General features: G+C 36.0%; 17 protein-coding genes. 10 read left to right on the top strand and 7 right to left on the bottom strand.

All coding sequences use genetic code 11. The annotated features are described in order from the left end of the window. Nucleotides 1–20: 20 nt before the first annotated feature. Nucleotides 21–2,474: an N-6 DNA methylase gene (locus BIZ36_RS14285; RefSeq protein ID WP_187458565.1), complete on the bottom strand. Its 2,454-nt coding sequence runs from the start codon at nt 2,472–2,474 to the stop codon at nt 21–23. Between the two features lie 710 nt (nt 2,475–3,184). On the opposite strand from BIZ36_RS14285, the gene BIZ36_RS14280 reads away from it, so the two are divergent. From BIZ36_RS14280 to BIZ36_RS14260, 6 genes are all read left to right on the top strand, one after another. Then, nucleotides 3,185–5,143 carry a DUF2779 domain-containing protein gene (locus tag BIZ36_RS14280; protein ID WP_187458564.1) on the top strand — a complete coding sequence of 653 codons (1,959 nt, stop codon included), beginning with the start codon at nt 3,185–3,187 and terminating at the stop codon, nt 5,141–5,143. Beyond that, a complete protein-coding gene (locus BIZ36_RS14275; protein WP_187458563.1) occupies nt 5,143–6,150 on the top strand; it encodes a helix-turn-helix transcriptional regulator in 1,008 nt (335 codons plus the stop codon). Before BIZ36_RS14280 ends, BIZ36_RS14275 begins: the two co-directional genes overlap by 1 nt. Nucleotides 6,151–6,222: 72 nt before the next feature. Then, a complete protein-coding gene (locus BIZ36_RS14270) occupies nt 6,223–6,492 on the top strand; it encodes a multiubiquitin domain-containing protein (protein ID WP_187458562.1) in 270 nt (89 codons plus the stop codon). Between the two features lie 9 nt (nt 6,493–6,501). Continuing rightward, entirely contained in the window at nt 6,502–7,020 is a 519-nt protein-coding gene (locus BIZ36_RS20915) for a DUF6791 domain-containing protein (RefSeq protein ID WP_222937400.1), read from the top strand. 11 nt (nt 7,021–7,031) lie between these two features. After that, nucleotides 7,032–7,676 (top strand): ThiF family adenylyltransferase, encoded by a 645-nt coding sequence (locus tag BIZ36_RS20910; protein WP_353616850.1) that lies wholly within the window; start codon nt 7,032–7,034, stop codon nt 7,674–7,676. Further along, nucleotides 7,663–8,079, top strand: a complete 417-nt coding sequence (locus tag BIZ36_RS14260; protein ID WP_187458561.1) for a ubiquitination-like system serine protease family protein — start codon at nt 7,663–7,665, stop codon at nt 8,077–8,079. Before BIZ36_RS20910 ends, BIZ36_RS14260 begins: the two co-directional genes overlap by 14 nt. Nucleotides 8,080–8,313: 234 nt before the next feature. Here the strand turns inward: BIZ36_RS14260 and BIZ36_RS14255 are convergent, their stop codons facing one another. Next, complete coding sequence (locus tag BIZ36_RS14255) at nt 8,314–8,712, bottom strand: hypothetical protein (RefSeq protein WP_187458560.1); 399 nt, start codon at nt 8,710–8,712, stop codon at nt 8,314–8,316. 487 nt (nt 8,713–9,199) lie between these two features. On the opposite strand from BIZ36_RS14255, the gene BIZ36_RS14250 reads away from it, so the two are divergent. From BIZ36_RS14250 to BIZ36_RS14235, 4 genes are all read left to right on the top strand, one after another. After that, the gene (locus BIZ36_RS14250; RefSeq protein WP_187458559.1) at nt 9,200–10,453 is read left to right on the top strand and encodes a site-specific integrase; all 1,254 of its coding nucleotides are present in this window, start codon (nt 9,200–9,202) and stop codon (nt 10,451–10,453) included. A gap of 775 nt (nt 10,454–11,228) precedes the next feature. Beyond that, on the top strand, nt 11,229–11,573 hold the full coding sequence (locus tag BIZ36_RS14245; RefSeq protein ID WP_187458558.1) for a single-stranded DNA-binding protein: 345 nt from the start codon (nt 11,229–11,231) through the stop codon (nt 11,571–11,573). A 52-nt stretch (nt 11,574–11,625) separates the two neighbouring features. Next, entirely contained in the window at nt 11,626–12,006 is a 381-nt protein-coding gene (locus BIZ36_RS14240) for a DUF6876 family protein (RefSeq protein WP_187458557.1), read from the top strand. A 438-nt stretch (nt 12,007–12,444) separates the two neighbouring features. Beyond that, nucleotides 12,445–12,825 (top strand): BfmA/BtgA family mobilization protein, encoded by a 381-nt coding sequence (locus BIZ36_RS14235; protein ID WP_187458556.1) that lies wholly within the window; start codon nt 12,445–12,447, stop codon nt 12,823–12,825. Here the strand turns inward: BIZ36_RS14235 and BIZ36_RS14230 are convergent. From BIZ36_RS14230 to BIZ36_RS14210, 5 genes are all read right to left on the bottom strand, one after another. Beyond that, nucleotides 12,820–13,320: an N-acetyltransferase gene (locus BIZ36_RS14230; RefSeq protein ID WP_187458555.1), complete on the bottom strand. Its 501-nt coding sequence runs from the start codon at nt 13,318–13,320 to the stop codon at nt 12,820–12,822. The two genes, BIZ36_RS14235 and BIZ36_RS14230, sit on opposite strands and share 6 nt — an antisense overlap. 176 nt (nt 13,321–13,496) lie before the next feature. Beyond that, entirely contained in the window at nt 13,497–13,766 is a 270-nt protein-coding gene (locus BIZ36_RS14225; protein ID WP_187458554.1) for a hypothetical protein, read from the bottom strand. A gap of 232 nt (nt 13,767–13,998) precedes the next feature. Continuing rightward, the gene (locus BIZ36_RS14220; protein ID WP_187458553.1) at nt 13,999–15,201 is read right to left on the bottom strand and encodes a PilN family protein; all 1,203 of its coding nucleotides are present in this window, start codon (nt 15,199–15,201) and stop codon (nt 13,999–14,001) included. Then, nucleotides 15,201–17,276, bottom strand: a complete 2,076-nt coding sequence (locus tag BIZ36_RS14215; RefSeq protein WP_222937399.1) for a type II secretion system protein GspD — start codon at nt 17,274–17,276, stop codon at nt 15,201–15,203. Before BIZ36_RS14215 ends, BIZ36_RS14220 begins: the two co-directional genes overlap by 1 nt. 98 nt (nt 17,277–17,374) lie before the next feature. Beyond that, a complete protein-coding gene (locus tag BIZ36_RS14210; protein ID WP_187458551.1) occupies nt 17,375–18,784 on the bottom strand; it encodes a GspE/PulE family protein in 1,410 nt (469 codons plus the stop codon). Between the last annotated feature and the right edge of the window lie 185 nt (nt 18,785–18,969).

Below are 18,969 nucleotides of genomic sequence, written 5' to 3'. Positions count from 1 at the left end.
TAGAAAATCTCATTCAGTGATTAAGATGTATGTTCCACTTTCCCCAAAACAATATTCTCAATAAGAGTATTTTTAAATTCATTAAGAAGTTCTATTTCCCGTTTTATCTTCGAAACTGTAAAGTCAATTACTTCATTTTTCTCTCTTATTAAGCTTAATATTTTTTCTTGTTCATCTTTAGAAGGTAATGGGATATATAGATCAAAAAGAGCGTCCGTGTAAACTCTAATATACCCTTCCATAACTCCCTTGGAGACTCTTTTAAATTCTGCTTTGCAATTAGTATGTACCAAGATATGGGCTAAATATTCTACCAATATTTTGTCCGATTTTGGATAATAAACTGCATAATCTGGACTGCAAATACCATCGAGATTTGATTTAGCAATTAGTCCATTAATTGCCTGCATTTTATTAAAGACTAAATCACCTTTGTACACTTTCTTATAGCCAATTAATGATTTAGCACCGCCTGAACGAGCTTCAAGTTCAGATTTTGGTATAACCCCATGGTATTTACTTAAAGACAGTAGTTCTTCATTTCCATCAGTACTCCTTTCATTTCGCTCATTAAGTAAATATTTTAACTGCATTGTTGGCCATCCTTTAGGTATAGAACCGACCCACTCAATATTACTTTCGACAGGTGATTGTGTTGGGGTTAATTCGCTTAATACAACATTTCCAACGTTTGTAGTTTCTTTGGCCAGTGTTGCGAAATTTTTTGATATCTCTGAAAGGTCCCTTGGTTGCGCGAACTTGTAAAAGAATTTATTGAACATGATCTCATAGCCGATCTTGATTTTGTTCTTTTCATACCATGCATCATTCTCATAGGGTATTACATGATTTTCGAAATAGTTGTCCAACTCTACTGCTAATGGCACTTTTTCTTTTCGTTTTAAGTAAGGGTCTGGTTTTATCTTACCACTCTTCGAAACAATGGGATTTTTGTTATGATCGAGTAATGGTCGTTGAACAACAATTTGGTGATATCCAAACTCCGTATTGTCGACAATCTTGCAATTTTCTCCATTCTCATATGAGAAGTATATGTCTTGAATTAAAGAGATATGTTCAGGCAACAATTCAACTTTTTTATCACCCAAACTTTTTCGCATCCTTTTATAAAAATGATCACTAGAAGAGTCTATTAACTGTATTTTGTTTCTTCTTTTTTTCTCTTTGACATTACTAATTATCAAAACATAGGTAGTTAGTCCAGTGTTGTAGAACATGTCTGAAGGCAATCGAATGACACATTCAAGAAGGTCATTCTCAATTAAGTACTGGCGAATATTGCTTTCTCCACTTCCTGCATCTCCAGTAAAAAGTGCGGAGCCATTATGAACGGATGCAATCCTGCTACCTCCGTCAGATGGTGATTTCATTTTTGATAACATGTGAACCAAGAACATTAGCTGACCATCACCAATATTAGATTTCACCATGGTCCTTACCACCTCGCCCGCATACGTTCTTAAAGGCAAATTGAATCTTGTGTCCATGAAGGACGACCTGCTGTCTGCACCAACACTTAACTTCTGTAAATCTTCATTCCAATTAGTTCCATAGGGCGGGTTGGTTAACATGAAATTGAATTTCAAATCAGGCTCGAAACCATATTCACTGAGCGTAGAACCAAATTTGATTTTATCAGGATCCTCATTTTTCAGCAACATGTCCGATTTGCAAGTCGCATACATTTCTCCTGTGTTCTCTTGTCCGTATAAGTGAAAGGTTGCTTTCGATTTTATCTCTCCATCGGGGTTGGTCGCAAAGCGTTTAGATTGTGTCAGCATAGCTCCCGAACCCGCACAAGGGTCATAAACTAAGTAAGTTCCTTGCTGGATTTTATCTTTCACAGGTAGATAAACCAAATGCGTCATTAGCTCAATGATTTCTCTTGGGGTAAAGTGTCGCCCTGCTGCTGCATTGGTCTTTTCGTTGAATCGCCTGATTAAGTCTTCAAACATGTAGCCCATTGCCATAGGCGAAATCTTTTCAGGTCGTAATTCCACTTTCGGACTACAGAACTTTTCAATAAGTGAAAAAGTGATTCCGGTATTTTCAAAGGTTTCCAGTTGGTTTCTGAATTTGAACTTTGAAATGATGTCTTGAACGTTTTCAGAAAAGCCATTGAGATAGTCTAAAAAGTTGGCATCAATATTTTTCGGGTCAGCCAACAACTTTTTCATGGTGTAAGGCGAAGTATTGTAAAACGCCAATCCTGAACCATGTTCTTTACTAGTCAATAAACCTGATAGGTTGTCAATTTTCCCTTTAAACTCATTGTGGGTTTTTAGCACTTTTTCTTTTGTCGGCTCAAGTGCCAAGTCCAACCTTCTCAACACCGTCATTGGCAATATCACGTCCTGATACTGGTTTTCAAGGTATTTGTTAATCAATACATCATCTGCAACTGTCCAGATGAAATTGATGATTGGTTGTAAACTTTGAGTATCTAAATTCATTTAATTCTTTAAGTTGTTCCTCTTTGGGCTAACGGAAATATCAGTCCTTTTGATTTATTTAGATTGAAAAGTTACATAAAAAACAAAAGACGCCTAAGTTTTCCTAAGGGGAAGAATGGCAGGAGTTTACTTTCTTTGGTGTCTACCTTTCTAATTTTTTGAAAACCAAAATTCATCCCTATTTTTAAGCTTATGTTAGCACAAAAAAAATGTGTTTAAAAATTGTATTAGGTTAGCATGCATTAGTTTACTAATCTGTATCCAAAACCTGGTCCATCAAAAAGGAGATAACTTCCATTAAGTATTTTCTTATTGTTTAAAATAGAATTATGTTTTATGAATGGGTGGTTAAGATGGTTGAGACCACCAAGAAAGGAAAATTTGAACTATCCAATATTTGGCTTTAGTCATTTGAAAGTAAGATTTTTGTGTTAGTTTGGATAGTGGTCAATTTTATCCTGCGAGGGTGGTATACTATGTCAAGTGCTTCCTGTAAAAGGCCTTCTTGTTCTTCCCCACCATATATAGAAGGTCATTGCGAATCTGAAGAAAGAATAATAAAGAAGATAATGATAATCGGAAAGTTTTGTTGTTTAAAGAATTATAAATTTTAGCCGTATTACAGATTTCTGTAATTAACTGGTTGTTAATTTTTTGTATCTTGAAATTCCCCTAAAAATTTCAGTCATAATTTTAAGATATACATCTCAATGAGAGTATTGACAAAATCTAAATTTAAGTTAGGGCTAGAGTGTCCCAATAAATTATTTTATGTAGGTAAAAAAGAATATGCCAATCAGAAAGATGATAATCCTTTTTTAGAGGCCCTTGCAAAGGGAGGATTTCAAGTTGAAGAACTTGCAAGACTTTATTACCCAAGCGGCCACCTTTTGGAGGGTGAAGATTGGGATTATAAGAAACATTGGGAGCATACAAAAGAATTGCTTAAAAAGGAAAATGTAACAATATATGAAGCCGCATTTCTTCATGATGGTCTTTTCATTAGAACAGATATTTTAGTCAAGAGAGGAAATTCCATACAATTGGTGGAAGTCAAATCCAAGTCTTTTAATCCGGAAAATGAAAATATTTTCATTGGAAAAACAGGTGGATTGATTAGTGATTGGAAACCTTATCTATTTGATGTAGCCTTTCAAAAACATGTAATGCAACTGTGTTTCCCAGAATGGGAAATTAAAAGTTACATTATGATGGCAGATAAGTCCAAGAAAGCATCAATTGATGGTCTAAACCAATTTTTCAGACTTACAAAACTAACGGACAATAGAACTGGTGTAAAAGTTCTGGTAAAATCGAAGGATGAGTTAGGATCACCTATTCTTGATAAGCTTGAGGTTACGGATATTGTCTCAGGGATTGAGAGCGGGAAATATACCTATAATGATGCTTTGAGTTTTGATGATAGTATTGAAGATTATAGACAAGCATATCTTAGGGATGAATATAGGAATTTCCCAACTTCATACATGGCTTGTAACAAGTGTGAGTTTAAGGCAGATGAAGACAGTGGCCTATTGTCGGGTTTTAAGGAATGTTTTGTAAAACAACATAATTGGAAGGAAAGCGACTTTGACAAACTTAATTTATTCGATATTCGGGGTATCCACTGGACCAAATCCATCAAATTATTTCAAAGCGAATTGATTTTTGGGGAAATATTAAGTCAGGAATCGATAGGGTTAAAGGAAGGGGTAGGAAAATTATCCGATAGTGAAAGGGCTTGGATCCAAATTGAAAAAGCAATTAGTGATGATTCAACTATTTATGTAGACAAACACGGACTTAAAGAGGAAGTGGATAAATGGATATTTCCATTACATTTCATAGACTTTGAGACATGTACAGCAGCTTTACCTTTTTCCAAAGGAAGGAAACCCTATGAACAGATTGCTTTCCAATTTTCTCATCATAAATATTATGAAGATGGGAAAATTGAGCATGCCACCGAATTCATTTGTAATCAAGCAGCATACTTTCCAAATTTTGATTTTATACGGGAATTAAAAAAAGCACTAGAAAACGATTATGGAACCGTTTTTAGGTTCCATAATCACGAAAACACCATTTTAAATGCTATCCATTCCCAATTATTGGAGTCAGATGAAAAAGACAAAATTCCTTTGATAGAATTTATTGAGAGTATTTCGCATTCCACTGGAAATAGTGCTAAAAAATGGAGCGGAGATAGGGATATGGTAGATCTTTGGGTTGTGGCAAAAAACTTCTATTTCAACCCATTAACAAAAGGTTCAAATTCTTTAAAAGATTTATTACCAGCAGCCCTGAACAATAGTGACTTTTTACAGGAAAAGTATTCAAAACCTATTCGGCAAATTTCATTAACCTCCAAAAATTTTCCTGATGAATTTATTTGGTTGCGGAAGAACCAAGAAAAAATAATCAACCCCTACAAAGGGTTACCACCTGTATTCGATAATTGGACTGAAGAAGAAATTGAAAAATCAATCTCAGAGATAGAGGAAATCAACGATGGCGGTGCAGCTTTGACAGCCTATGGGAAACTGCAATATACTGATATGACCAAGGCCGAAGTTGATGAAATAACATCTGCTCTATTAAAGTATTGCGAATTGGATACTTTAGCCATGGTAATGCTTTATGAACATTTTAGAGAAATCATCAAATAATGCCGGATAATCAGAAAGCACTGAAGAGATACAGAATTATTCTAAAAATTTTAAGCCGAGAGGGTAGTTTTTCTTCTAAATATATTCATGAGGCCTGTTTAAATAGTGGAATTGAGGTTGCTTATAGAACCATTCAAAAAGACCTCGAAGATTTGAGAGATGATCATACAATTTTTGGAAGAAGTCTTGGGATTGAAAAGGACGAAAAAGTAAAAAAATGGTTTAGTACAGGAATTCCGAAAGAGATTTTTGCTACACTAGAATTGAAGGATGGTGAAATTGACGCACTATTATTTTATGTGAAAACAATCAATCAATATAGGGATTACCCTATTTTTAAAGATATATCACAGGCGATGAAAAAAGTAATCGACAGCTCGAACATATCCCATGAAAGAAAAGAACTGTTTCGATTAAAAAACTTACTTGAACCAGAAATACATCCCCCTATCGCAGGAATAGAATTTATAATAGATCTGTTAAAGGCCATTTCAGCCAAAAAAATCATCGAAGTTGAATACGGAAGGTTTGGGAATAAGCCCAAAATGCATAAAGTGAAACCGTTAATTCTGAAAGAAGATAAATTGATGTGGTACTTAATAGCCATAAATATAAAGTATAACAGCTATATCACCTTCGCTTTGGATAGGATCAAAAGTGTAACTGTCACCGAAGAAGCGTTCGAAGAAGTAAAATTTAATAGTTCCGAGTATTTTAAATACTCTTTTGGGGTCACGGTATCCGAGGCCGAACCCATTGAGGTGATCGTTCGTTTTAATGCCGAACAAGCTCATTATATCAAAACACTTCCTATCCACCCGACCCAAGAAATCGTAAAGGAAACGAAGAAAGAGCTCCTATTGAAAGTCAGGGTCAAACCGTCTTATGAATTCTTTTCAAAAATCTATAGCTATTGTAGTGATGCCCTAGTCATCTCCCCAAGTGAAATACAAGACATATTCCGTTCAAATTTCCTCAAGGCCAGTAAAAATTACGGTTCGACATAAAAAAATAGATGGCGCAAGTGGGTTGCGCCATATCCTCTTTTATTTGTACCGTTAATAATAAAAATTAGAGTTATGGTCTCAAACTTATCAAAAGAGGAAAAAGAAAAAAAAGTAACCATTATTGTCAATGGTATGCCCCACCAGGAAGAAAAGGGCGAAATCACCTATGATGAAGTCGTAACCCTTGCATTCCCCGATTTTCCGCAGCATCCGGAGAGGACTTATTCGGTGACATATGAAAGGGGTCATGGGAATAAACCTAAAGGCATTTTATCTCCTGGCGGGTCGGTAAAAGTCAAAGATGGAATGACATTCAAGGTGAAGCATACTGGTCAATCTTAAGACAAGGGCATGATATCGGATGTAATTGAAAAGAATGCTGATATTAAAAAGTTATTGGACAAGGGATACGCCGTATCCCTTGACAGTAACCATTTAGTGGTAAGGGATATTCCCTACCTTGATGACAAAGGAACACTACAAATAGGTGCCATTGTCTCGGTAATTGACTTTGTGAGCCAAAACAAGGCCCAAATGAAAGATCATCAAATTTATTTTTGTGGTAGCCATCCCCATGAATTGAATGGAAACCCAATTAGGAATCTAGGCGGAGGAGCTACGAAAGTCCATTTAATTTCTGAAGATTTATTAGTTCAACGATCCTTTTCAAATAAACCTCCTAGTGGTAAATTTTTAGATTGGTTTGAAAAGATTGAAAGCTATGTAACAATAATATCTGGTCCAGCAATTGATAAGTTTGATGCAAATCCATTAACATTTCGTTTCGTTGAAGAAGATTGCCAATCAGTTTTTAAGTTTAGAGATACCCTTTCTAGCAGGTCAGAAATTGGTGAGCTAGTGCCAAATTAGAGGATGATAGGATCGCTATAATTGGACTTGGTGGAACCGGTGCTTATTTACTTGATTTTTTGGCAAAGACCCCTGTCAGAGAAATAAGGGCTTTTGATGGAGATTGGTACCATGTACACAATGCATTTCGTTCCCCTGGAGAATTAAAAGAAATAGAACTTGGGAAAAAGAAAGCCGAAGTTTATCAGAATAGATATGATAATTTTAGAACAAATATAAATTTTATTCCGGCTTATGTCACAAGTGATTCAGTGGAGGAATTAAATGGAATTTCATTTGCCTTCATTGCGATTGATGATGGAGAATCCCGTAAAGAAATTTTTGATTTGTTAGTTCGATTGAAAATTCCATTTATAGATGTTGGAATGGGATTAGATAAGGATACGGGGTTAATAAGTGGTACTCTACGAACAACATACTATTCGGAAGAGAATGCCCGAGATTTGATAGATAAAAACTTAGCTCCTTTTTCCAATATTCCAGATGATGTTTACAAGAGTAATATTCAAATTTCCGAATTAAATGCTTTGAACGCATGTTTTGCGATTATTAGGTATAAACAATTAAGAGGGTTCTATTGTGACGACAACCCATATTTACATTCTCTATATAATATTGATGGAACAAACTTGGTCAGTGAAAATGGAGGCAATTAAATTACTGAAAACTCAATTTTTACCGAGAGAATTAGAGCAGGGCGTACTATATGTATCTGAAGAATATGGAATTGCGGGCCATTTATGTCCTTGTGGTTGCGGGAATAAAATAATGACTCCATTGGAACCAACAGAGTGGTCATTTAAAGATGATGTAAAGGGACCTACTTTATATCCTTCAATAGGTAATTGGCAATTGCCATGTAAATCCCATTATTGGATTACAAATGGTAAAATTGAATGGTCATATCAGTGGAGTGAAGAGGAAATACAAGAGGGGCGAAAGGCTGAAGAAAGAAAAAGGAAAGATTATTACGAGAGTTTAGAAGAAAGGCAACGAAATCAATCAATCTATAGAAGAATTATTAATTGGATTAAAAAGATTATCAACAGGACTAAATAAATATTCTAAAACATGAAAGTGGAAGCAATTAAACCTGGACCAAAACCAAGAAAACCAGATGGTACACCTGATAGAAGAAGAAGGGTTACACCTCCAAATAAACCTAAACACCCTGGTTTAAAACCTCATAGACACAAACCTGGGGATTAGTTCAAATGTCCTACTAAAAGGAAATCAAACCATTGTAGAAAAGTATATTAATCAGAGAGCATACTTTGCTACCATGCGGACACGCTATCCTTTGACTAATTTATATGCATAACCTGGTCCATCACAAAGGAGATAACTTCCATTGAATATTTCCTTGTTGTTTACAATGGAAATATGCTCTTTAAGCGAGCTTCCACAGCTTTGAATAAGATAACTGTTTTCTTCATACTCAAATTCATAATACTTCGAGTCTTCTGATTGGATCAAAATATAATTGCCTTTGGCAATACTGGTACTATCCGGGTATACCCTTCTTTTGACAAAGTGATTGCCAGAGGAAAGCTCAATGAACTCGTTAAACTCCAAATCCTTCTTCTCGATAATTTTTCCCGACATTCCTGCATTGATGTACTGGAGTTCAAAAAGGTTGTTATCCTGAAGGTCGATTTCTTCATCTGTGCTGTCACATGATTGATTAGTCATTTAGGAAATCATTGAAAGAAATATGACAAGCTTTTTCATGGTAAAATGGAATTGATTTTATATCAATAAGATACATTGAGCCACAAATCGTAGCTTATCAAAAAAATACCTAGATTTGGGGTGTAAAACTCCCATAAGTTTTGCCTCTGGATGTGCCGATTTGAACACGGTTCAGGGTTCGGTTAACTGGTCTTAGTTAACGGTGTAAAAAATTGAAAATCAACTATTTATGTTTGTTGGGATGAGCCTGCCACCCCGACAAAATGGGTTTTAATAGAACCCATTGAATAGTCAATCAAATGATTTTCAAAGAATTACATTTTTTTTGATTTTATTTGATTGGCTTTAATATCAAAACAAAAGTTACCTATTCGGTTACCTATTTTAGGCCGAATTTTTTCACTACATTGGTAACTCATTAGCGTTTGACTTTCGCTTCGATTTGACTTTCGGAAACAAATCGAGTATTCACCTAAAGCGATAGTCTATGGGCAATTCAAGAACTTTCAGTATTCACTTTTGGTTAAATCTGGCCAAAAAAAAGGGAGATTTGGCACCTATTTATGCACGCGTCACCATTGATGGAAGACGTGCGGAAATCAGTCTGCAAAGACAAACATCGGTTACCTATTGGGATACCAAATCAAAGAAAACCACCTCCAGGACACCTGAAGGCAAGGAATTGAACGCCTATTTGGACCAGGTGTACGCCAAACTGTTACTATGCCATAAACAATTATCATCTGATTTTGAGCTTGTTACTGCAAAATCAATAAAAGCTAGGTTCGTCGGGCAGGACGAGAGGCATAAGACTCTTTTAGACTTGGTTACCTATCATAATCAAAATATGAAGGGCGTACTTAAGCCAGGCACCTTGAAGAATTACTATACTACGGAAAACTATATCAAGAGATTCCTGGTCCAAAAGAAGAAGACGAACGATATTTTTTTAAAGCATCTTAGATACAGCTTCATCATTGATTTTGAACAGTATTTAGGTAAGGGCCCTTCATTACAGAATTCAAATCCTCTGAACAATAATGGTGTAATGAAACATTTGGAGCGACTTCGAAAACTGATGAATTTCGCTATGGATCTGGAATGGTTGGAAAAGAATCCATTTGCCCGTTATAAGCTGAAATTCAATAGATATAAAAAAGAGTTCCTGTCCGTCGAAGAACTAAAAATTTTTGAGGATGCGGTATTGGACGACAAGGGTTATGAGATCGTCAGGGATATTTTTGTGTTTGCCTGTTATACGGGTCTATCCTATACGGATGTGAGGCAGTTGAGCGTAAATAATGTTTTGCGAGGTATTGACGGCGATTATTGGATATTTACGCAACGTCAAAAAAACGAACAACCCGTTAAAATACCCTTATTGGACAAGGCACTTTTGATTCTGGACAAATACAAAACCTATTCGGATTTGAATAATGGAAAACTACTTCCGGTGTATTCCAATCAAAAGATAAATGTTTACATAAAGGAGATTGCTGCTTCTCTTTATATTTATAAGCATCTGACGTTCCACTCCGCTAGACACACGTTTGCCACCACGGTTACCCTGTCCAATGGAGTCCCTATCGAAACGGTATCAAAAATGCTCGGACATACAAAGATATCGACCACACAGGTCTACGCCAGGGTCTTGGAACAGAAAATCAGCAATGATATGGGAAATTTGAGGAGCAAGCTTCAAAAGGACAGCGAGGGATTTAGAATAACCGCTGTAAAGTAGATTTAGGTAAAGTGATTACTAGTTTGATTGATTTCAGCTGGAAATAATAGGCTCTACATTATTTATAATCTTATTTTTTTGATCGATAGTATTTAATATGGCTCAGCCCATTTCACTTCAACCTAATTCAGTGAAAAGAGCTTCGACAAAAGTCTTGGACACCACCCCCGTTTTTAGCCCAACATTCCGCTAACCCTTCCCGCCCCGATAGCTATCGGGACTGGTCAGGAACACTTCATTTATGGCCGAAAAAGCGAATGGAGTCCGCTTGCACAACGGAAAGCCTTCACTTTGCTTTTTTCACGTGATTTCGGGCAAGGACCTTTCCCGTCCTTGCTGCCGAATCCCTAAAAACAAAGCTCCGGCCTTCACATTTTAAGGGGCCTATAATGGATAAAGCCTTTTTCGTTTTTCGGGACATCGAAAAACGGGCAGGGCAGAACCGATTCCAACCTAAAACCCGAGGTTCGCCCAGCTTAACTTACCGTACGCAAGTCTCACCCTCTGCTTTAGGGGAATCGCTAGTGCCCTTGTGGAACCTGTCAAGACCAAGGCGGGTTTTCTTAAAAAATAGGGTTTCTGCTTTTCTTGTTACTAAGGCTTCCATCATGAGCAGACACTCCCGATTTTTTCCGAAAAGTCTTGACAGAACCCACTTTATCCATGGTGCGGTGCACAAAGGAAACCAAACAAACGCCCCTTAAAATTCGATGGGCACAAGAAAGGGAAATTATTAACCATGCCTGCTACAGGTAGGCAATAAAACAATTTAAATATGAGCACCATTAGAAATTACGTACAGTTGATCGGTTACGTCGGTCAGGAACCGACCATTACCCAGCTGGAAAACGGAAAAAAAGTTGCACGCTTTTCCATGGCTACCAATGAACCTTATAAGAACAATGAGGGAGAAAGGCGAACGGATACCAATTGGCATACCGTAGTGGCCTGGGGAAAGACGGCCGAGGTCGTTGAAAAGTACATTACCAAAGGAAAGGAGGTAGGACTGACCGGAAAACTCAAGACCAGGACCTATACCCCGGAAGATGGCAACCAACGTTACGTTACCGAAGTTGTTGCCGATGAAATACTATTGATCGGAAATCAAACTAACCATTAAAAAGGAAAAGGGCGGGTTATCGTCCGCCCTTGTTCTACTAAATAGACTGAACATGAAAGCAAAAATAAATGATATTAGAGAGCATCTAGCTCATTTTAAGGGGACGGAGCGGTTTTACACATTTCCATTATGTAAGACTAGATTTACGGATGGAATAAAATATCTGACCGAAGCGGCCAACTGTTATTGGTTGGTCACGGACACCTCGATCATGGCAAAAAGCCTGAAGGATCGTAGTGAATTCGTGACCATTGATTTCAAGAGGTTTCAAAAGGAAGAGCAAACATACCGGGGTTACGAGGCAGAGATCACCTATGGGGACGGCAATAATACTATCTTGATAAGGCAACAATACCATATCACAGATTTTCCGTTGGATGATTTACGAATGTTCTTTGTGAACGATACCTTGATGTTGCCGGGCGAGTACTAAAGTTTGGTTTATGAACTACGCTAAAAAAAATACACCCTGAAACTTTGGGGTGTATTTTAGTTTTTCAAGTTGTGATGATCAAAAATTTCTTATCTTTAAATGATTGAAATTCAGCACGAAAATTCAAATGGGACTATCCAATTTTCGACTTTCGCCGATATTCCCGTACATCGAAAAATAACATATCGGAAAATTATTTTCCCTGAAATGGCAATTTGGATAGGAAGCGGATTGTATGGAATTTTGTCCCGCGAGCGGGACGAAATGGAATAGCAAGAGGGTAACACGCAAAGCGATGTTACGTATTCCATTTTTAATTCAATTCATTGATATTCAGATAATTGTAAGTTGTTAAATTGCGTTGAATTTCACCGATTTGCGACAAATGGCCTCCAAACGCCCATTTTCAGGGAAGATTTTGCGACAAATCGGCGAATTATGGACTCATTTATCGGAATCAGGTTCAAAAAGGAAACCGCAAAGCGTTTCCAGGCGTTCTCACGCACCCACTTCAAAACACATACCGAAGCGATGGAGGGCATACTCGATTTTTTTCATTACAACGAGATTTCCCCAAAGGAAAATTTGGGACGAACGGGACGCACCATGGAGGCCAAATTGTTAAAGCGAATCAATGCCGTTATCGCAATAATGCGCGATGTGGAAAAGACCCAGACCAAGCCCACGGTCGCAATGCTGCAATCCTTGTTCGAGGTTGAAGAACCAAAAAACAAACCGCTGATTATAGAAAAGAAATATTTGGAAGAAAACAAGGAAGTCAGATTCAAGGAGAAAAAAGACACAACCAACAAACTATAAAATATTGGGTAATGTATAATTCTCCAAAGTTGATGTCTCCAGATAGATTGGTAAGTTTTTTATTTTTTCAAGTTTGAGGAAATTATTAAGCAATTGACTTCCTAGTCCTAAACCTTGGTGCGCTTTCTTTTCACCGATATACCATAAGTGGATGAATTCAGTTCTTGGCTGCCTTCTTTTTATTTCGTTCTCCCTATTTAAAACTTCTAAAACTCTCGAAATACCGATAACTGATAGCAGCAATCTTATATCCAAAAGCAAGCTATTTACAGAGAGTTTTGCTTTTATGGGGCATAGCGCAATTAAAACTGCTGTTGAATCATCGTTTAACCAAACTTCACCTAAAATCATAGCTTTATCAAAACTATAAGCCATGAGTTTTGGTATTAACTCAATACGATGATTGACAACAGAGAGAACAGTTTTATTCTGTTCGAATGACTCGGAAAGAATATTGATTACAGTGGCCTTATCTTCGGGGGTTGCACGCTTCATTCTGAAAACCAGTTACTTTAGTAAGTAAACATGACAATAAGGTAAGAAAAATCTGATAATTGTGGTAAAGTTTTACCAATCAACTCTTTATGTGAGTATAAATAATCGAAGATGATAATGGTAATTTGCCAACTCAATCAAATTACTATTGAATACAATTTCCAGATTTCTAATTATTATTTTACCTGTTGAAAGAATATAGTGCCCTGAAGACGATTTTTATTGGTTTTATAGTCTTTCTTTTTTTCCAGATTAATATGGACTATTTTACCAAAATTACCATTGTTCTCAATAGGATAAATAGTTCGGAGAAGATTATTGTATTTACCTTCCAGTTGGAAATTATAAGTTAAAAAAGAACCATGTGCATTGGAATAGCTATGTGGTTCGTTAAAGTAGAGCACATTTGTATTATTACTTAAGGCTTCAGTATTTGTAATTTTCAATAGACTGTTTTGTAGAGATGTATCATTCAAATTCATCTTCTGAAGTAAAGAATCATAATGTTTTTTTTTATGGTTCAAAATTGAGAGTTGTCGTGGAATATCCTTCACTAGATTAAGTTCGGATTTTTTTGAGTGATAAACCTGTCTCAAAGAGATGGTTTTCTTAATTGCAAATTGATAGCTTACAATTAAAAATAAGAAGGTAACTAGAACTAAAATTTTATTTCGGATATCAAGCTTCATGTAGCACAAGTTTAAGGGTGAATTTTGAGCTTGCTTTTGAAAGGTATTCATAAGAAACCGTTTCAACATTCTTAATAAATAACAATTGTTCTAATTCTGCCACCCATTTTGACAAGTGGTTGCCATTTGGTGTAGTTCCAATTATTATAATGATATCCTTGTCTAATTCGATTTCTTTACTTTGCCTCAAAGGCTTGAGTAGAGGTTGAAATTCTAACTGTGACAATAATATTTCAGTAGGTACTGATTTAGCCAATAAATCCAAATAAAAAGTAGACTTTGAGTTGGAAGTTGCTGTCAATATTTCAACTCGGTCTTTCTTTTTAAGAACTTCAGTTTCAAGCTTCTTAAGCTTGTTTAATTGGTTTGAATTGAGTTGGGATGTCAAGTCTAATTCGGTTATTTTTTCCCGATAATCTTCGTAAATGAAAAAATTTAGTAGCAGAATAATCAAAAAGAATACCAGCGAAATTTTTATTCCTTTTTGATAGAGACTTCTATTATAAAAATTAGTACGAAACTCCTTTTTTAAGGAATCAAAATTAGTTGAGTTTTGATTCGGGCTTAGGTAAGCGAGGATACTCGAAAAAGTTAGAAGGGAATTATTGGTTAGACTGACTCCTCCAAACTGATACTCTCTTTGTTTTTCAGTATATTCAAATTTCGAACTGTTGTGATTCTCGTCGACAAAAAAACCATAGTTACTTCCCACCAGTTCTACATTATGGAAATGATTTGTTATTTTATTTATAGAACTATAGCCTATGTGAATTGATATTATATTTAACTGATGCCGTTTAAACTCATTCAAATATTTATCGGCATAATTTCGCTTGACGATTGAAACTAGCCTATGTGGTTTAAGAGTTACGATTTCAAAATAAAAACTAGACACATTAATACTTGGAAAGGTATGGTCAATTACGGCTTCATTACTTGAAGTAAGTTTGGCATCTACAGTTTTTGATAGTACATTATCAGTGTTGATAGAGATGATTACTGGAATGTTTTTCCCTATGATTTTTACTACTTTCTGTAATGAATCACTGCTCTCGAATGATTCGACTACAAGTTCGTCTTTTGACTTTTTTGCAATTAAAACATGGTAGACGGTTTCTCCATTCTTAGAGCAAATCTCTACGCTTGAAAATATTTTGCTATTTACGATATTTGAAATCCGATTTTTGAGCATTAATAAATGACAGTAGGTTTTATTAGAATGGTAAGTTTTTGTTTGGTGTCCTCCCTTTTACGTTTACTAAAAAGCCACTTTATTACTGGTATTCTCGCCAGCACGGGAACGCCATTGCCGGTATCGTTTTTCAATTTTTCTTCAAGCCCACCTAATATTGCCAAATCTTGATTTTGCATACGTATAATAGAACTAAACTCTCTTGAAGTTAGGCCGGGAGGGGCGTCTTCTTCTATACGATCTCCGCTAAAATCTGATTGAATCACATTGATATCCAAGGTGACTTGACCATTTCCCGAGACTAACGGTTTTATGCTAATGGCCAGCTCAGCATCGATAGGTTCATAATTTCTAATTTCTGAGGTGGTTGGAATTTGAGAACCAAAGTAGTTTTGATTGGTGACCACATAATATGTTGTTTCGCCTATACTCAAATTTGCTCTATGTCCATTCAAGGTTGATAGTTTTGGAGTGGATCTAATTTTAAGGTTTCCATTTTCTTCCATTGCTTTAATGTTCGCAAAGAACTCTGGTACAATTTGTCCGACGTTAAAGGATCCGAATCCGTCAAAACCTCCAATAATTTTATTTACAGTATTTGCGCCTAAATTGATATCGCTTTCTGGAAAAAGTTTACCCTGTGTGGTTGTGGGTTCATCTCCAATCCCCCAGCTTATGCCTGTTTCCACCGTTGCTGATTTTTTAACTTCAATTATCATGACTTCAATTAGAACCACGGGTACAGGTTTATCTATCTCATTAATAAATGATTTGAACCTATTAATATTGGCAGATGGTCCACTAACAAAAAAACTGTTCAACTCATAATCTACCCTAATGTCTAGATTGGACTTAATTTCATTAGGAATGATATTTATAATAGCCTCTGCTGTATTATTGTAATTTTCAAAACCATTTCCAGTTGTGTTTACAGACCTTCTATTGCTTAAATTGTTAGTGTTTCCGAAGCTGTTTTGACCAGAATTGGAATTACCGTAATAATTGATATTTGAATTAGAGGTTCTGCCCGAGGTCCTATTACTACCTTGAGGGACCGAAGGGTCTCCCAATAGTTCAACTGAACGATGCATCATTTGAACTATTTCGGTGTTTCTGACACTTAGCTGTTCGGAGGTTCCAAAAAAGTAAATGTTACCCTCTTTTTTGAAGGAGAAAGAAGTAGGCGACGATGCGGTTGTAGGATCTTGGGGACGATTGGGAGGTCGAGCATTATTTGAATTGGAGATATCAACAAAACCTTGAGCTTCTTTACTTTCAAAAATATGGAGCAATAAGTCGTCAAAAGTTATTTCCTTTGCGTTAAAAGTAACACTACCGGCTTCTTCGAGAGGCGTCGCCATATAAACATCGAGATTAAGGTCTAGACTTATTTCCTGGATAATAGTGGCGATATTTTTGTCTTTGAAATCAACGGTTAGTAATTTATTGACGGTATCTAACACTATATATTCATGGTTCTTTCCAAAATGTCTCCTAGATTTTGTGTTTTTTTGATTTGTCCCTGCTAAAACGTCAAATAAATAAAATCCCTCTTTCGATTGGGTTAAATGAAGGCCATTCATTTCAGCTAACATATGCATAGCATTGGTAAAAGGAACATCTTTAACATATAGATTCAGGGATTTTTGACCGATACTATTGGAGTAAAGCAAATTACTGCCACTAGTCTCGATAATTTTCCTAAAGACCTTATCTAAAGCGTCATTTTCAAGATCTAATGAAATCAGTTTTGTTGAAGGGGAATAGGAAATCAAAATCTCTTTCTCCTTTGGTATTTCAATGGGGGGCGAATATTTTTTAATGGAAAGGATATTTCCGGTAAAGTCGATTGTTAAGTCATATTCCTTACATAAATAAACTAATAAATCAGCTACAGTTACATCTGAAAAATTATTGATAATATTAATGTTGCCAACGGAGGGGGCTACCGTAATATTTAGGTTGTGAACACGTGAAACGGCAATTAAGAAATTAGATAAATTAACATTGTTCACGTTTATTTCTAGCTTAAGGTTCTCATTAAGCTCAGAATTGTCCAGCGCTAATACTTCCAATTGATTCTTGATTGAATTGATTCGATCAGGACTTTGGCCATGTAATTGGAAAAAAAGGCAAATAAAAAAAAGAAATATTGATTTTTTCATGACTTGAATTAGTCCGTTAATAGCGAATAAACCTCCTCAATGGTGGTAACGCCATCAAGTACCAAACGCATTGCATTGCTTTTTAATGTCCTAATATTATTTTTTTCTATGTAATCTGAAATTTGGATTTCATTACTTTTGATAGGCTTCTTCAATTCTTTTGTTATGGGTAAAATTTCGTAAATGGCTTTTCTACCATTGTATCCAGTATAGTGACAAGAGCTACATCCTACTGCCTTATAATGTGTTTTGAGATGAATACTTGGTTTAAAATTTTTAGGTAGTTCATTATAGTTCAAAGGCACTTTGGTCCTGCATTTAGAACATAGTATGCGAACTAGTCTCTGTGCTATACTTATATTTAAGGTACTTGCAATTAAAAATGGGGGAACTCCCATATCTATAAGTCTGGAAACCGTTGCCCAAGCTGAATTTGTATGGATGGTCGATAGTACTAAGTGACCCGTTAAAGCAGCTCTAATTGCCATGTTCGCCGTTTGCACATCCCTTATTTCTCCCACCATAATGATGTCGGGATCTTGCCTTAGAAAAGTTTTTAGCGTACTTGAAAAATCGAGACCTATGTTTTCTTTAAGCTGTACTTGATTTATTCCTTCTAGGGTGTACTCGATAGGATCTTCTACCGTGAGAATGTTCGTGCTGTCATTATTTAGGTGTTTAAGGGTCGCATACAGTGTTGTGGTTTTTCCTGAGCCAGTGGGTCCCGAAATTAAAATAATGCCATTGGGATTTTTTATACTTTCCTTAAAAATTTCAAGTTCTTCTGCTGAAAAACCAAGTTGCTCTAAATTAAGGGAGCTCGTATCCTTGCTTAATATTCTCAGCACCAATTTTTCTCCATTTAAGGTAGGTAAAGAAGACACCCTAATATCAAATTCTATCTCTTCCGATTTCATAGAAATTCTACCGTCCTGCGGGAGTCTTTTCTCGGCAATGTCCAATTCAGCCCTAATTTTAATTTTATTGATAATGCTTGGGTATTCATTAGGCTCAATACTATATTGTTCCAATAGTTTACCATCTATTCTAAAGCGTACACGGCACCTATTTTCATAGGGTTCGAAGTGTATATCACTACTACCAACACTTTTTGCATTCAATAATAGCCTTTCCAAAAAATCGGAACTGTAACTTAACCCAGAAGTTGAGGGTTCCTTTGATTTTCTATAATGTCGAGCTAAGAGCTTCTGTAGTTCTTCACTTTCACAATACTTGAAATCTACTTTGAGGTCCAAGACTATTTCCAATTCTTGCTGCAGCTGAGAACTTACCTTTTGATCCGTTTTAAAAAATAAAGTGCCATTTTGTTCTCCGGATGGAACAATTCTATAATGATAGGCTTGTTCGGCACTTATTTTCTGTAGGATAGGGGACGGTATAGACTTGGAGCTGCTCATTTATATTTGATATAGCTGATAGGGACTTAGAATAATATCAAAGAAAAAAACACCTATCAAATAGAGAGACATAAGCCCTGCCAATGGTACGGTCGTATGATTTTTTTTTCTATTTATTACTAAAAAGAATAAAAGAGCGAAAATAGTTGAACTTGTAAAAATGACTATAAAAGTCACCGTAGGAA

This window comes from Cytophaga sp. FL35 (assembly GCF_014349235.1).
Classification (GTDB): Bacteria; Bacteroidota; Bacteroidia; order Flavobacteriales; family Flavobacteriaceae; genus Euzebyella.
Note: the sequence above shows the minus strand (reverse complement) of the source record. Positions and strands in the feature narration are given on the sequence as shown.

Bases quoted from the DNA above. Each gene is read 5' to 3' on its own strand.
- BIZ36_RS14245 (WP_187458558.1), top strand. From the start codon at position 11,229: ATGAGCACCATTAGAAATTACGTACAGTTGATCGGTTACGTCGGTCAG.
- BIZ36_RS14260 (WP_187458561.1), top strand. From the start codon at position 7,663: ATGGAGGCAATTAAATTACTGAAAACTCAATTTTTACCGAGAGAATTA.
- BIZ36_RS14280 (WP_187458564.1), top strand. From the start codon at position 3,185: ATGAGAGTATTGACAAAATCTAAATTTAAGTTAGGGCTAGAGTGTCCC.
- BIZ36_RS14270 (WP_187458562.1), top strand. From the start codon at position 6,223: ATGGTCTCAAACTTATCAAAAGAGGAAAAAGAAAAAAAAGTAACCATT.
- BIZ36_RS14230 (WP_187458555.1), bottom strand. From the start codon at position 13,320: ATGAAGCGTGCAACCCCCGAAGATAAGGCCACTGTAATCAATATTCTT.
- BIZ36_RS14210 (WP_187458551.1), bottom strand. From the start codon at position 18,784: ATGAGCAGCTCCAAGTCTATACCGTCCCCTATCCTACAGAAAATAAGT.
- BIZ36_RS14240 (WP_187458557.1), top strand. From the start codon at position 11,626: ATGAAAGCAAAAATAAATGATATTAGAGAGCATCTAGCTCATTTTAAG.
- BIZ36_RS20915 (WP_222937400.1), top strand. From the start codon at position 6,502: ATGATATCGGATGTAATTGAAAAGAATGCTGATATTAAAAAGTTATTG.
- BIZ36_RS14250 (WP_187458559.1), top strand. From the start codon at position 9,200: ATGGGCAATTCAAGAACTTTCAGTATTCACTTTTGGTTAAATCTGGCC.
- BIZ36_RS14235 (WP_187458556.1), top strand. From the start codon at position 12,445: ATGGACTCATTTATCGGAATCAGGTTCAAAAAGGAAACCGCAAAGCGT.
- BIZ36_RS14285 (WP_187458565.1), bottom strand. From the start codon at position 2,474: ATGAATTTAGATACTCAAAGTTTACAACCAATCATCAATTTCATCTGG.
- BIZ36_RS14255 (WP_187458560.1), bottom strand. From the start codon at position 8,712: ATGACTAATCAATCATGTGACAGCACAGATGAAGAAATCGACCTTCAG.
- BIZ36_RS14275 (WP_187458563.1), top strand. From the start codon at position 5,143: ATGCCGGATAATCAGAAAGCACTGAAGAGATACAGAATTATTCTAAAA.
- BIZ36_RS14220 (WP_187458553.1), bottom strand. From the start codon at position 15,201: ATGCTCAAAAATCGGATTTCAAATATCGTAAATAGCAAAATATTTTCA.